Origin of the sequence: Micromonospora krabiensis, from assembly GCF_900091425.1 — a bacterium.
GTDB lineage: Bacteria > Actinomycetota > Actinomycetes > Mycobacteriales > Micromonosporaceae > Micromonospora > Micromonospora krabiensis.
This window is the reverse complement of record NZ_LT598496.1, coordinates 5,840,601-5,853,986: the sequence shown is the minus strand read 5'-3', so window position 1 is coordinate 5,853,986 and position 13,386 is coordinate 5,840,601. Positions and strand designations below refer to the sequence as shown.

Here is a 13,386-nt window from a genome sequence, read left to right as displayed (position 1 = left end):
TACCTCGACGCCACCCGCACGGGAGGAGAACGATGTCTGACGGGCAGCGAAGCCCCACCACCGACGGTCAGATCGTGGTGACCGGCCTGACGAAGCAGTACAAGAACGTCCGGGCGGTCAACAACCTGTCCTTCACGGTCGAGCCGGGTCGGGTGACCGGCTTCCTCGGCCCGAACGGCGCCGGGAAGACCACCACCCTGCGCATGCTGTTGAACCTGGTCACGCCGACCGGCGGCACGGCCACCATCAGCGGCGCCCGGTACGCCGACCTCAGCGAGCCGCTGCGGCACGTCGGCGCGGTGCTGGAGGCGTCCAGCGCGCACAAGGGCCGCACCGGGATCAACCACCTGCGCGTGATCTGCGCGGCGGCCGGGCTGCCGAAGCAGCGGGCCGACGAGGCGCTGGCGCTGGTCGGGCTCTCCCCGGCGGCGAAGCGCAAGTTCAAGGGCTACTCGCTCGGCATGAAGCAGCGGCTCGGCATCGCGGCCGCAATGCTCGGCGACCCCCGCGTGCTGATCCTCGACGAGCCGGCCAACGGGCTGGACCCGGAGGGCATCCGGTGGATGCGCGGGTTCCTCAAGAACCTGGCCCAGGAGGGTCGCACCGTCCTGGTCTCCAGCCACCTGTTGTCGGAGATGCAGCTGCTCGCCGACGACGTGGTGATCATCGCGGCCGGTCAGCTGGTCCGGCAGGGCCCGGTCGACCAGGTGATCGGGTCGATGGCGCAGAGCGCGCGGGTCCGGGTCCGCACCCCGCAGGCCGACGCGCTGGCCACCGCGCTCAAGGGTCAGTCGGCCGTCGTCGACACCGACGAGCACGGCACCCTGCTGGTCGCCGGGGTGGACGCCCCGACGGTCGGCCGGACCGCCCTGGCCGCCGGCATCGAGCTGCACGAACTGACCACGGAACGCCCCGACCTGGAAGGCGTCTTCCTGGAGCTGACGGCCGGAAAGGCGGGCATCCGATGAACCTCGTCCGAGCCGAACTGCTCAAGATCCGCAGCACCAACACGTGGTGGGTCTTCGCGCTCATCTCGCTGCCGCTCTGGGCCCTCACCCTGCTGATCAACTGGTTGCAGTCCGACGCCCTCACCAGTGGGGACCTCGGCGAGATGTCGCCGGAGCAGGCCAGCCAGCTCGCGGCGGCGGCCCACCCGGACGCGCTCTCGGCGAACCTGTTCACCACCGGCCAGTTCTTCGGCCTGCTCATCGTGATGTTGCTCGGCATCATCGTGGTGACCAGCGAGTTCTTCCACCAGACGGTGACCACCACGTTCCTCACGTCGCCGCACCGCAGCGCCGTGATGGCCGCGAAGCTGGTCGCGGCGGCGCTCCTCGCGCTGCTCTTCTGGGTGGTGACCACCGGGATCAACCTGGTCGCCGGGTCGGCGGTCCTCAAGGCCATCGGTGTCGGCAGCCAGCTCGGCAACGCCGCCGCCTGGGAGGCGATCGGGCTCAACGGGCTCGCGTACCTGCTCTGGGGGATCCTCGGCGTGGGTCTCGGCGTGCTGATCCGCAGCCAGATCGGCGCCACCGTCACCGGCATCCTGCTCTACCTGGGCGGCACCATCGGCGCGGCGATCGCGATCAGTGTCCTCGCGAGCCGGTTCGGCGACTGGATCAACGACCTCCAGCTGCTGGTGCCGTCGCTGGCCTCGTCGCTGATGGTCACCGGCGCCGAGATCCCGGGCAACCCGCCGCGCTGGGCGGGCGCCGTCGTGCTCATCGGGTACGCGGTCGTCGCCGGTGCGATCGGCACCCTCACCCTGCGCCGGCGGGACATCTCCTGACCGGGAGGTCCCGGGGCGGCGACGGCACGGTCGCCGCCCCGGGACCCGTGGTCCGCCCGACGCCGCTCCCCTGCGCCGACCGCGGCCTCCCCGGGCGACGCCGCCGGTCGGCGCCTCACCGGGCCAGAAGGGCCCCACCCCGAGAAGGCAGATCGCCACCGCCATGCCGCGGGCGTAGCGCCCGCGTTTCCCGGTAGCGTCCACGGCCCCGATCCTGCCGACGACGGTCCGGCCGGACATCGGTGCGGATGCTCAGTCCCTTACCAGTCATCAAAGGGACACGCAGCGCTTGCGGAACTTCTGGCATCTTCTGTGAATCCGACCACGCAACCGAGGCGGAAATGCCTGCCGCATCCGTACGGCGTAGCCTTGGAGCGGTCTCGATTGCGTCCGCGCGTGGGCGTACGAGACGCCGCGTGACACACAAACCCGCGTGAAAGAGGCGATTACCGGCCGTGTCGACCCAGCAGACTTCGCAGGAGAACCCACTGGCGGGTTTCGGCCCGAACGAGTGGATCGTCGAGGAGATGTACCAGCGGTACCTCGCCGACCCCAAGAGCGTCGATTCGGCCTGGCACGACTTCTTCGCCGACTACCGCCCCGCACCCGGCGCCGGCACACCCCGCCCCGAGGGCAAGGCGGCCCCCGCCGCCGCTCCGGAGCCCGCGGAGCAGCAGGAGGCCGTGGCCGCCGTCACCCAGCCCGCCGCGGCGCAGCCGGCCGCCGCCCCGGCCCGGCCGGCGGCCGCGAAGACCGCGGCGCCCGCCAAGCCCGCCGCGCCGGCCAAGGCCCCCGCGCCGGCCGCCAAGGCCGCGCCGGCCAAGGCCGCCGCCCCGACCGCCACCGGCCCGCAGACCACCCCGCTGCGCGGTGTCGCCGCGAAGATCGTCCAGAACATGGACGCCTCGCTGAGCGTGCCGACCGCGACCAGCGTGCGCGCGGTCCCGGCCAAGCTGCTGGTCGACAACCGCATCGTGATCAACAACCATCTCGCCCGTGGGCGCGGTGGCAAGGTCAGCTTCACCCACCTCATCGGCTACGCGATGGTCCGGGCGCTGGTCCAGCACCCCGAGATGAACAACTCGTACGCCGAGGTCGACGGCAAGCCGACGCTGGTCCGGCCCGAGCACGTCAACCTGGGCATCGCCATCGACCTGACCAAGCCCGACGGCAGCCGCAACCTGGTGGTCCCCTCCATCAAGGCGTGCGAGCAGATGGACTTCCGGCAGTTCTGGCAGGCGTACGAGGACGTGGTCCGGCGCGCCCGCCGCAACGAGCTGACCATGGAGGACTACTCCGGCACCACCATCTCGCTGACCAACCCCGGCGGCATCGGCACCGTCCACTCGATGCCGCGGCTCATGCAGGGGCAGAGCGCGATCATCGGGGTCGGCGCGATGGAATACCCGGCGCCCTACCAGGGCATGTCCGAGGCCACCCTCGCCGAGCTCGCGGTCAGCAAGGTGATCACGCTGACCAGCACGTACGACCACCGGATCATCCAGGGCGCGCAGTCCGGCGAGTTCCTCAAGGTCATGCACGAGCTGATCCTCGGCGAGCACGGCTTCTACGACCAGCTCTTCACCTCGCTGCGCATCCCCTACGAGCCGGTGCGCTGGGTCCGCGACGTCGCGGTCGACAGCGAGGGCCAGATCAACAAGACCGCGCGGGTGCACGAGCTGATCCACGCGTACCGGGTCCGCGGTCACCTGATGGCCGACACCGACCCGCTCGAGTTCAAGATCCGCAAGCACCCCGACCTGGACGTGCTCCAGCACGGGCTGACCCTGTGGGACCTGGACCGGACGTTCCCGGTCAACGGCTTCGCCGGCAAGCAGCGGATGAAGCTGCGCGAGATCCTCGGCGTGCTGCGCGACTCCTACTGCCGCCGGGTCGGCATCGAGTACATGCACATCCAGGACCCGGAGGAGCGGCGCTGGCTCCAGGAGCGGATCGAGCGCAAGTACGAGAAGCCGGCCGCCGACGAGCAGAAGCACGTGCTCAACCGGCTCAACGCCGCCGAGGCGTTCGAGACCTTCCTCCAGACCAAGTACGTCGGGCAGAAGCGGTTCTCGCTGGAGGGCGGCGAGTCGCTGATCCCGCTGCTCGGTGAGGTCCTGGAGGCGTCCGCCGAGGGTGGTCTCGACGAGGTCGTCATCGGCATGGCGCACCGGGGCCGGCTCAACGTGCTGGCCAACATCGTCGGCAAGCCGTACGAGAAGATCTTCTCGGAGTTCGAGGGGCACCTCGACCCGCGGTCGACGCAGGGCTCCGGCGACGTGAAGTACCACCTCGGCCAGAACGGCAAGTTCACGACGCCGGACGGCGAGCACTCGGTCAAGGTCTCGCTGGTGGCCAACCCGTCGCACCTGGAGGCCGTCGACCCGGTGCTGGAGGGCATCGTCCGGGCCAAGCAGGACCGGATCGACCTCAAGCTGGAGGGCTACACCGTCCTGCCGCTGGCGGTGCACGGTGACGCCGCCTTCGCCGGCCAGGGCGTCGTCGCCGAGACGCTCAACCTGTCGCAGCTGCGCGGCTACCGCACCGGCGGCACCGTGCACGTGGTGGTCAACAACCAGGTCGGCTTCACCACCGCCCCGGAGTACTCGCGGTCCAGCCTCTACAGCACCGACGTGGCCCGGATGATCCAGGCCCCGATCTTCCACGTCAACGGCGACGACCCCGAGGCGGTCGTACGGGTCGCCCGGCTGGCGTTCGAGTACCGCCAGGCGTTCAACAAGGACGTCGTGATCGACATGGTCTGCTACCGGCGGCGCGGGCACAACGAGGGCGACGACCCGTCGATGTCCAACCCGCAGATGTACAAGATCATTGACTCGAAGCGGTCGGTGCGGAAGCTGTACACCGAGGAGCTGATCGGTCGGGGCGACATCACCGTGGAGGACGCGGAGGAGCTGCTGCGCGACTACCAGGCTCAGCTGGAGCGGGTCTTCAAGGCCACCCGCGACGCCGCCACCGCGCCCCGGCAGCTCAGCCGGCCACGCCGCGAGGAGGAGCCGGAGCCGCAGGTCGACACCGCCACCGACGCCTCGGTCGTCCGGGCCATCGGCGAGGCGCACGTCAACCTGCCGGAGGGCTTCACCCCGCACAAGCGGATCCAGCAGCTGCTCGACCGGCGGGCCAAGATGTCCGTCGAGGGCAACATCGACTGGGGCTTCGGCGAGATCATCGCGTTCGGGTCGTTGCTGCACGACGGCGTGACCGTCCGGCTCGCTGGTCAGGACTCGCGCCGCGGCACGTTCGTGCAGCGGCACGCCTCGATCGTGGACTCGCGCACCGGCGACGACTACCTGCCGCTGAAGTCGCTCACCGCCGACGGCGAGCGGTCCCGGTTCTTCGTGCACGACTCGCTGCTCAGCGAGTACGCCGCGATGGGCTTCGAGTACGGCTACTCGGTGGAGAACGTCAACGCGCTGGTCGCCTGGGAGGCCCAGTTCGGCGACTTCGTCAACGGCGCCCAGTCGGTGATCGACGAGTTCATCTCCTCCGGCGAGGTCAAGTGGGGGCAGCGCTCCGCGGTGACCCTGCTGCTGCCGCACGGTCACGAAGGCCAGGGCCCGGACCACACCTCCGGCCGTCCGGAGCGGTTCCTCCAGCTCTGCGCCGAGGACAACATGCGGGTCGCCATCCCGACCACGCCGGCGAACTACTTCCACCTGCTGCGCCGCCAGGCCCTGTCGCCGAAGCGCAAGCCGCTGGTGGTGTTCACGCCGAAGTCGCTGCTGCGGCACCGGCTCTGCATCTCGCCGGTCGAGGACTTCACCAGCGGCACCTTCCAGCCGGTGCTGGCCGACCTGGCCGCTCCGGCGCCGGAGTCGGTGAAGCGGGTGCTGCTCTGCTCGGGCAAGGTCTACTACGACCTGTACCAGGCCCGGCAGGAGCGCGGCATCACCGACACCGCGATCATCCGGATCGAGCAGCTCTACCCGATGCCGGTCGAGGAGGTTCGGGCCGCGCTCGCGCAGTACCCGAACGCCGAGGACTTCGCCTGGGTGCAGGAGGAGCCGGCCAACCAGGGTGCCTGGTCGTTCGTGGCGCTGAACCTGCTGGAGCACCTGTCGGACGTCCGGCTGCGGCGCATCTCCCGCCCGGCGGCGGCCGCCCCGGCGGTCGGCTCGGCGAAGATGCACGAGGTCGAGCAGAACGCGCTGATCGAGGCGGCTCTCCCCCGCCCGTGACCTGACCACACGCGCCGAGAGCCGGGGCAGGGCCGTTGCGACGGTCCTGCCCCGGCTGGCGTCGAGGACCGGCCCGGCCGCACGCCGGGCCCGACACGAGGACGTACGCATGTACTTCACCGACCGCGGCATCGAGGAACTGGTCGAGCGCCGGGGCGACGAGCAGATCACCGTCGAGTGGCTCGCCGAGCGCCTGCGCGACTTCGTCGACCTGAACCCGGAGTTCGAGACCCCCATCGAACGCCTGGCCACCTACCTGGCCCGCCTCGACGACGAAGACGACGACTGACCCCACCCCTCCCCCCTCCCCCCTCCCCCCTCCCCCTCCCCCTCCCCCCTGCTCCCTGTTGATCAAGAGCTTTGCGTCACTTTGGAGATCAACAATGACGCAAACCTCTTGATCACCGGGGTTGGGACGGGGCGGAGGGCTTCGCGATCTTCTAGGGTGAGGACGTGGCGCGGAGTGTGTACCTGACCAGCGTCGGGTCGGGCGGGGGCAAGTCGACCATCGCGCTCGGGCTCGCCGAGTTGCTGTCCCGCCAGGTCGGCCGGATCGGCGTGTTCCGCCCGCTGATCGCCGGCACCGGTCCGGACCCGATCCTCGCCCTCCTCCGCGACCGCTACCGGATCGACCTTCCGCCGGCCGACCTCGCCGGAGCCACGTACGCCGAGGCGACCGCCCTGGTCTCCGACGGCCGCCGGGAAGAACTGATCTCCCGCGTCGTGGAGCGCTACCGGGCCGTGGAACGGCAGTGCGCGGCGATGGTCGTGGTGGGCAGCGACTTCGACGACACCGGTGACCCGGCCCGGCCCCGTGAGCTGGCGTTCAACGCCCGCCTGGCCACCGAGTTCGGCAGCGTCGTGGTGCCCGTGGTCGACGGCTTCGGGCAGGAACCGGCCGCCATCGCGGCGGCGGCCCGCGGCGCGTACCACGACCTGGCCGACCTCGGCGCGACCGTGCTCGCGGTGATCGCCAACCGGGTCCCCGGGCCGATGACGCTGCCCGACCTGCCCGTCCCGGCGTACGCCATCCCGGAGGTGCCGACCGTGTCGGCGCCGACGGTGGCCGAGGTGGCGACGGCGCTGGACGCGACCCTGCTCGCCGGCGACGAGAGCGCGCTCAGCCGCGACGTCCTCGCCTACGTGGTGGGCGCGGCCCACGTGCCGATCCTGCTCGACCACCTCACTCCGGGCGCCCTGGTGATCACGCCGGGCGACCGCGCCGACCTGCTGGTGGCGGCGAGCGCCGCACACGTGGCCGGGCAGGTCTCCCTGGCCGGGCTGGTGCTCACCCTCGGCGAACAACCCGACCCGCGGGTGATGCGGCTGGTCGAGGAGCTGAACACCGGCCTCGCGGTGCTCTCCGTCGAGACGGACAGCTACGACACGGTGGCCGCGTCCAGCCGGATCGAGGGCCGGCCCAGCCCCGGCAACCCGCGCAAGGTGGAGGCCGCCCTCGGCACCTTCGAACGCCACGTCGACACCGACGACCTGGCCCGCCGGCTGCGGGTCAGCCGGGCCACCCGGGTCACCCCGCTGATGTTCGAGAACGAGCTGATCGACCGGGCCCGGACGCGGCGCCGGCACCTCGTGCTGCCGGAGGGCGGTGAGGAACGCGTCCTGCGCGCGGCGGAGGTGCTGCTGCGCCGCGGCGTCGCCGAGCTGACCCTGCTCGGTCGGCCGGACGACATCGCCCGGCGAGCCCGGGAGCTGGGCGTCGACGTCGACGACGCGCACGTGGTGGACCCGCTCACCAGCGACTGGCGGGACGACTTCGCCGCGGAGTACGCCCGGCTGCGCGCCCACCGGGGCGTCACCGCCGAGCTGGCGCACGACATCGTGGCGCAGCCCAACTACTTCGGCACGTTGATGGTCAGCACGGGGCACGCCGACGGCATGGTCTCCGGGGCGACGCACACCACCGCGGCCACCATCCGCCCGGCCTTCGAGATCATCCGTACGGTGCCCGGTGTCTCCGTCGCCTCCAGCGTCTTCTTCATGCTGCTCGCCGACCGGGTCCTGGTCTACGGCGACTGCGCGGTCAACCGCGATCCGGACGCCGCCCAGCTCGCCGACATCGCGATCTCGTCGGCCGACACCGCCGCCCGGTTCGGCATCGAGCCGCGCGTGGCGATGCTGTCGTACTCGACCGGCAGCTCCGGCGCCGGGGAGGACGTGGAGAAGGTCGCGGCGGCCACCGCGCTGGTCCGGGAGCGCCGGCCCGACCTGCTGGTCGAGGGACCGATCCAGTACGACGCCGCGATCGACCCGTCCGTCGCCGCCACGAAGCTACCCGGCAGCCCCGTCGCCGGACGCGCGACGGTGTTCATCTTCCCGGACCTCAACACCGGCAACAACACGTACAAGGCGGTGCAGCGCTCCGCCGGGGCGGTCGCGGTCGGCCCGGTCATGCAGGGCCTACGGCGGCCGGTCAACGACCTGTCCCGGGGAGCCACCGTGCCCGACATCGTCAACACGGTGGCGATCACCGCGATCCAGGCCGCCGCGGAGGAGTCGTCATGAGCCGGGTGCTGGTGCTCAACTGCGGGTCGTCGTCGGTCAAGTACCGGCTCTACGACGGCGACGAGGTCCGCGACAAGGGCACCGTCGAGCGGATCGGCGAGCCGGGTGGCGGTCCGGCCGACCACGAGACGGCGGTCCGGCAGATCCTCGGCACGCTGGACCTGTCCGGGCTGTCCGCCGTGGGGCACCGGGTCGTGCACGGCGGCAAGCGGTTCGGTGAGCCGGTGCTGATCGACGACGAGGTGCTCGACGCGATCCACGACCTCGTCCCGTTGGCGCCGCTGCACAACCCGCCCAACCTGGCCGGCATCGAGGTCGCCCGGGAGGCGCTCCCCGGGGTGCCGCAGGTCGCGGTCTTCGACACCGCGTTCCACCGGACCCTGCCCGAGGCCGCCGCGACGTACGCCATCGAGCGCGACACCGCCGAGCGGTACGGCGTCCGCCGGTACGGCTTCCACGGCACCTCGCACGCGTACGTGTCGCGGCGCACGGCGGATCTGCTCGACCGGCCGTACGACGAACTGAACACGATCACCCTGCACCTGGGCAACGGCGCGAGCGCGTGCGCGGTGGCCGGCGGCCGGAGCGTGGCCACGTCGATGGGCATGTCCCCGCTGGAGGGTCTGGTCATGGGCACCCGCAGCGGTGATCTCGACCCGACCGTCATCTTCCACCTGCGCCGCGAGGGCGGGCTGTCCGTGGACGACATCGACAACCTGCTCAACCACCGCAGCGGCCTGCTCGGGCTGGCCGGCGTCAACGACATGCGGGAGGTGCTGGCCCGGCGGGCGGCCGGTGACCCGGCGGCGGCGCTCGCCTTCGACGTCTACTGCCGTCGCCTCACCGGCTACGTCGGGGCGTACTACGCCCTGCTCGGTCGCGTCGACGCGGTGACCTTCACCGCCGGGGTCGGCGAGCACGCCGCGCCGGTGCGGGCCGCCGCCCTGGCCGGGCTCGACCGGCTCGGCATCGCCGTCGACCCGGCGCGCAACGAGGGCCAGGGTGACCGGGTGATCTCGCCGGAGGGCGCCGAGGTCACGGTGTGCGTGATCGCCACCGACGAGGAGCGCGAGATCGCCCGTGCCGCCCGACGGGTGGCCGCCGAGCAGGGCTGACCGGGCCGGTGGTGGGTGCCCGCGAGGCGGCCGCCGGCCGGGCGACGTCGCTCAGCGGCGGCGGGCCCGGGTCCGCCGGGCCCTGCCGGTGCGGCGGATCCGGGGCGAGCCCGGCCCACGCGGCGGTAGCCGCCGGACGCGCGACCGTTCCGGCATGACGCCGGTCAGCACGATGAACCCACCGATGACCGCGAACCCGAGCCCGAACGGAATTCCACCCCAGGCGTTGAGGACGAAGACCGAGTCGTCGGTGTTCCCGTTCTCGGCCACGAACTCGTCGGGCCGCTCCGGGTCGACCCACAGGGTCATCGTGGGCGGCGGCTCCTCGGTGCAGCCGCCCGCCGAGCCGCACAGGATCCGCTTCGAGTACGCCACACCGGCGTGGTCGTACCAGACCCGAACGGTGTCGGTGCCGCCACCACGGCCGACGGTGTCCTCCCGCCGGCCCACGACCGCCTGGACGCGCACCCCCTCCGCCCGCAGCCGCTCCGCCTTGCTGTGCAGGTGCCACTTGTAGCCGGCGATGGCGGTCGCGTACGACAGGCCGGCGAGCAGCACGGCCAGACCGAGCAGCGTCGGGCCCCAGCGGACGCCCCGCAACCGGGAGCGGAGCTCCGCCGGTCCCGCGTCGGCGTCAGCCAACCGCGAGCCAGACGGCGAGCGCGAGGAGCACCGCGGCGACGAAGGCGGCGCCGACGAGCATCGGCAGCCGCCCGGCTGTGCCGGCGGGCGCCTCCGCCTCGGGTGTGTGGACGAACGCGCGGAACGCCTCGGTGTTGCCGCTGGGGTCGGTGTAGTTCTCAGACATGCCGGTGACCCTAGCGAAACCTGTCGAGCCGGGACGTCCGGCGTGAACGGCCGTCCACGCGTCGGACCGCCCGACGGACCAGTTCCGGCCGGGACGGCGCACTACCCGGACCGGACGGTGGGGCCGGTGCCGGCGGATGGTCACCTACCGTGGAACGGTGGGGGCGAAGCGGCTGGTGGCCGTGCTTTTGACGGCGCTGCTCGCCGGCTGCGCCCCGGCCACCGCGGCCACCGGGGAGCAGGCTCCGCCGCGCCGCGCGCCCGAGGGAACGTACGCCGTCGGCGTGCGTACGTTCACCCTGGACCCGGCCTCGGCGCGGCCACTCCCGGTGACCGTGTGGTATCCGACGCGAGACGGTGCGGTGCCGCCCGGTCGGTTCCCGGTGGTGATCTACAGCCACGGGCTGGACAGCCTTCCGGAGCTGCACGCCGGGTTGACCACCCGGTGGGCGGCCGCGGGCTTCGTCGTGGCCGCGCCGGCCTATCCACACACCCGCCGCGGTGCGGCCCGGTTCACCCGGGCGGACGTACGCCACCAGCCGGCCGACGGCTGGCGGCTCATCCGGCACCTCGTCCGGCTGGATTCGCGCCGCGGCGACCCGCTCATGGGGCACCTCGACGTCGGCCGGTTCGCCGCGGCCGGCCACTCGGCGGGCGGCTTCACCACGGCCGGGATGTTCACCTCCGGGCGCTCGCCACGGCTGCGCGCCGGTGTGATCATCGCCGGTGGCGGACTCGCCGGCAGCTTCGCCGGGCCGGCCGCCCCGCTGCTCTTCGTCCACGGGACGGCCGACCCGATCGTGCCGGTGACGGTCGGCCGCGCCGCGTACGCCCGCACGACCGGTCCCGCCGCGTTCCTCAGCGTGCTCGACCAGGGCCACGGCGAGTACCTGACCCCGGGACGGCCGGGCTTCGCCCAGGTCCTCGCCACCACCCTGGACTTCCTCCGCTGGACGCTCTACGGCGACCCGGACGCCGCCCGCCGCCTCCCGTCCGACGCGACCGCCCCCACCCCCGGCCTCACCCACTACACCGCCCGCCAAACCCCGTAACGCATCCCCGCCCCTCTGCCCCGTCGATCATGCAGCTGTGGTGCCTCATGAAACGGGCAGGAGAGGGCGATACCGGCACCACTAGTGCATGATCGACGGGGTGGGTGAACGGCGCAGGGTGGTCGGGGATGCGTCGGGGGGCGCGTGGTACGTGAGGGGTTGGGCGGGGGCATGGGCGAGGAGTTCGGCGGGGACGGGGGTTGGGGCGGGTTGAGCGGGTTGGCGAGACGGCAGGTGGCAGGCATCGGCGAGGTGGTCGACGTCGCCGCCGCGGCCGGCATCCCTGTCTGGCTGCGCGGCGGCTGGGCGATGGACTTCCATCTCGGCGAGGTGACCCGGCCGCACGTCGACGTCGACTGGTACTGCTGGCGGGCCGACAGGGCACGCCTCGCCGCCCTGCTCGCCGACCGGGGTTGGCGGCCCGACCCGCGGATGCCGGTGGAGACCCAACTCGACGTGCTCCGTGAGGACGTCGAGATGAGCTTCGCCTACCTCGGTCGGGACGCGGCCGGCCGGGTGACGGTCAGCGGCGGCGCGTGGGAGGGGACGCTGCTGCCGGTGGGCCTGCTGGACGGCCCGGCCGGCCGGATCGGCGCACTCGTCGCGCCGGTGATCACGGTCGCCGCCCAGATCGAGTTCAAGGAGATGTACCCGATCTGGATGCCGGGCCGCCCCCGCCGTCCGAAGGACGCGGACGACCTCGCGCGGCTACGCACGTCCCTCGCCACCCCGGCCCCTTTCGCCACCGACCCGTCTTGATCCACACAAGTTCCAGGAAGTTGTGGCATCCCGGACGGGTGGAGGGGACAACTTCGGGGTTGTTGTTCCATCGGCCAGGGCGGGGCGCACCGGACTCGGCCCGGGCCGGGCGGGGTACCGGTCGGTTCGGCGACTGACGCGGGGGCGGGCACGGGCACAATCTGATTCATGTCCCGTCGCCGCACCCCCGCCCTGTTCACCGCCGCCGTGCTCACGGCCGGCCTGGTGGGCTGCTCGGCCCCCGCCCCGCCGGCCGAGCCGCGCAACGCCCCCGAGCCCACGACGAGCGCCACGCCGACTCCGCGGGTGCCCGCCGGCACCGCCCCGGCGGAGAGCTTCGCCGTCGGCGTACGGCAGCTGAAGCTGAACCGCGACGGCGACCGCCCGCTGCCGGTGACCGTCTGGTACCCGGCGGCCGGGTCGGCGGGCGGCGCGGCGAAGCGTTCGGCGGAGGCGGCGGAGGGCCGGTTCCCGGTGGTGATGTTCAGCCACGGCCTGGGCGGCCGGCCGGACGACTACGCGCGGCTGCTCACCCGCTGGGCGGCGGCCGGTTTCGTGGTGGCCGCGCCGACGTTCCCGCACACCTCACGGGGTGTGGAGGTCAACGTGCTGGACGTGCTCAACCAGCCGGCCGACGTGTCGTACGCGCTGACCCAGGTGCTCGCGCTCGACGGCAAGGCCGGTGACCCGTTGCGCGGTCACCTGGCCGCCGACCGGGTGGCCGCCGCCGGGCACTCGGCCGGCGGGGTGACCACCATCGGCCTGTTCACGGCGGGACGGGACGAGCGGCTGGACGCCGGCGTGGTGTTCGCCGGTACGGCGCTGGGCGTGGGCACCGCCTTCGCGGGCGCGGAGGCCCCGCAACTGTTCGTGCACGGCCAACTCGACGAGGTGGTGGAGTACGCGGCGGGCAAGGCGGCGTACGACGCGGTGCCCTGGCCGAAGGCGATGCTCAGCCTGACGAAGGGCGACCACGGCCGGGCGCTGCTGAGCGACGGCGCCGCGCTGCGGCTGGTCTCCGACACGACGGTGGAGTTCCTGCGCTGGTCGCTCTACGGGGACGCGGCCGCCAAGGGCCGCATCCCCACGGACGCGGCCCGCGACGGCCTGGCCACGCTCGACAACCACCTCTGAGGCGGGTG

11 protein-coding genes are annotated in these 13,386 nt (G+C 72.5%); 9 read left to right on the top strand and 2 right to left on the bottom strand.

Going from position 1 to position 13,386, the window contains the following annotated elements:
- Window positions 1-32: 32 nt before the first annotated feature.
- The 6 genes from GA0070620_RS26925 (at window position 33) to GA0070620_RS26900 (ending at window position 9,626) form a co-directional block, all read left to right on the top strand.
- Window positions 33-968 (top strand): ABC transporter ATP-binding protein, encoded by a 936-nt coding sequence (locus GA0070620_RS26925; protein ID WP_091595422.1) that lies wholly within the window; start codon window positions 33-35, stop codon window positions 966-968.
- Window positions 965-1,789: an ABC transporter permease subunit gene (locus GA0070620_RS26920; RefSeq protein WP_091595420.1), complete on the top strand. Its 825-nt coding sequence runs from the start codon at window positions 965-967 to the stop codon at window positions 1,787-1,789. Before GA0070620_RS26925 ends, GA0070620_RS26920 begins: the two co-directional genes overlap by 4 nt.
- A 455-nt stretch (window positions 1,790-2,244) precedes the next feature.
- Window positions 2,245-5,988, top strand: a complete 3,744-nt coding sequence (locus tag GA0070620_RS26915; RefSeq protein WP_091595418.1) for a multifunctional oxoglutarate decarboxylase/oxoglutarate dehydrogenase thiamine pyrophosphate-binding subunit/dihydrolipoyllysine-residue succinyltransferase subunit — start codon at window positions 2,245-2,247, stop codon at window positions 5,986-5,988.
- A gap of 109 nt (window positions 5,989-6,097) precedes the next feature.
- A complete protein-coding gene (locus GA0070620_RS26910; RefSeq protein WP_091595416.1) occupies window positions 6,098-6,277 on the top strand; it encodes a DUF6104 family protein in 180 nt (59 codons plus the stop codon).
- Between the two features lie 164 nt (window positions 6,278-6,441).
- Complete coding sequence (gene pta, locus GA0070620_RS26905) at window positions 6,442-8,511, top strand: phosphate acetyltransferase (protein WP_091595414.1); 2,070 nt, start codon at window positions 6,442-6,444, stop codon at window positions 8,509-8,511.
- Window positions 8,508-9,626: an acetate/propionate family kinase gene (locus GA0070620_RS26900; protein WP_091595412.1), complete on the top strand. Its 1,119-nt coding sequence runs from the start codon at window positions 8,508-8,510 to the stop codon at window positions 9,624-9,626. The genes pta and GA0070620_RS26900 overlap by 4 nt, the downstream gene beginning before the upstream one ends.
- A gap of 51 nt (window positions 9,627-9,677) precedes the next feature.
- On the opposite strand, the gene GA0070620_RS26895 is transcribed toward GA0070620_RS26900, so the two are convergent.
- Both GA0070620_RS26895 and GA0070620_RS33050 read right to left on the bottom strand, forming a co-directional pair.
- The gene (locus tag GA0070620_RS26895; protein WP_157741712.1) at window positions 9,678-10,268 is read right to left on the bottom strand and encodes a hypothetical protein; all 591 of its coding nucleotides are present in this window, start codon (window positions 10,266-10,268) and stop codon (window positions 9,678-9,680) included.
- The gene (locus GA0070620_RS33050) at window positions 10,261-10,434 is read right to left on the bottom strand and encodes a hypothetical protein (RefSeq protein ID WP_172836508.1); all 174 of its coding nucleotides are present in this window, start codon (window positions 10,432-10,434) and stop codon (window positions 10,261-10,263) included. Before GA0070620_RS33050 ends, GA0070620_RS26895 begins: the two co-directional genes overlap by 8 nt.
- Before the next feature lie 157 nt (window positions 10,435-10,591).
- On the opposite strand from GA0070620_RS33050, the gene GA0070620_RS26890 reads away from it, so the two are divergent.
- From GA0070620_RS26890 to GA0070620_RS26880, 3 genes are all read left to right on the top strand, one after another.
- A complete protein-coding gene (locus tag GA0070620_RS26890) occupies window positions 10,592-11,485 on the top strand; it encodes an alpha/beta hydrolase family protein (RefSeq protein WP_091599419.1) in 894 nt (297 codons plus the stop codon).
- A 171-nt stretch (window positions 11,486-11,656) separates the two neighbouring features.
- Entirely contained in the window at window positions 11,657-12,244 is a 588-nt protein-coding gene (locus GA0070620_RS26885) for a nucleotidyltransferase domain-containing protein (protein WP_091595408.1), read from the top strand.
- Between the two features lie 168 nt (window positions 12,245-12,412).
- On the top strand, window positions 12,413-13,378 hold the full coding sequence (locus GA0070620_RS26880) for an alpha/beta hydrolase family protein (RefSeq protein WP_091595406.1): 966 nt from the start codon (window positions 12,413-12,415) through the stop codon (window positions 13,376-13,378).
- The last annotated feature ends 8 nt before the right edge of the window (window positions 13,379-13,386 follow it).

Bases quoted from the DNA above. Each gene is read 5' to 3' on its own strand.
- GA0070620_RS26900 (WP_091595412.1), top strand. From the start codon at position 8,508: ATGAGCCGGGTGCTGGTGCTCAACTGCGGGTCGTCGTCGGTCAAGTAC.
- GA0070620_RS26880 (WP_091595406.1), top strand. From the start codon at position 12,413: ATGTCCCGTCGCCGCACCCCCGCCCTGTTCACCGCCGCCGTGCTCACG.
- GA0070620_RS26920 (WP_091595420.1), top strand. From the start codon at position 965: ATGAACCTCGTCCGAGCCGAACTGCTCAAGATCCGCAGCACCAACACG.
- GA0070620_RS33050 (WP_172836508.1), bottom strand. From the start codon at position 10,434: ATGTCTGAGAACTACACCGACCCCAGCGGCAACACCGAGGCGTTCCGC.
- GA0070620_RS26885 (WP_091595408.1), top strand. From the start codon at position 11,657: ATGGGCGAGGAGTTCGGCGGGGACGGGGGTTGGGGCGGGTTGAGCGGG.
- GA0070620_RS26925 (WP_091595422.1), top strand. From the start codon at position 33: ATGTCTGACGGGCAGCGAAGCCCCACCACCGACGGTCAGATCGTGGTG.
- GA0070620_RS26910 (WP_091595416.1), top strand. From the start codon at position 6,098: ATGTACTTCACCGACCGCGGCATCGAGGAACTGGTCGAGCGCCGGGGC.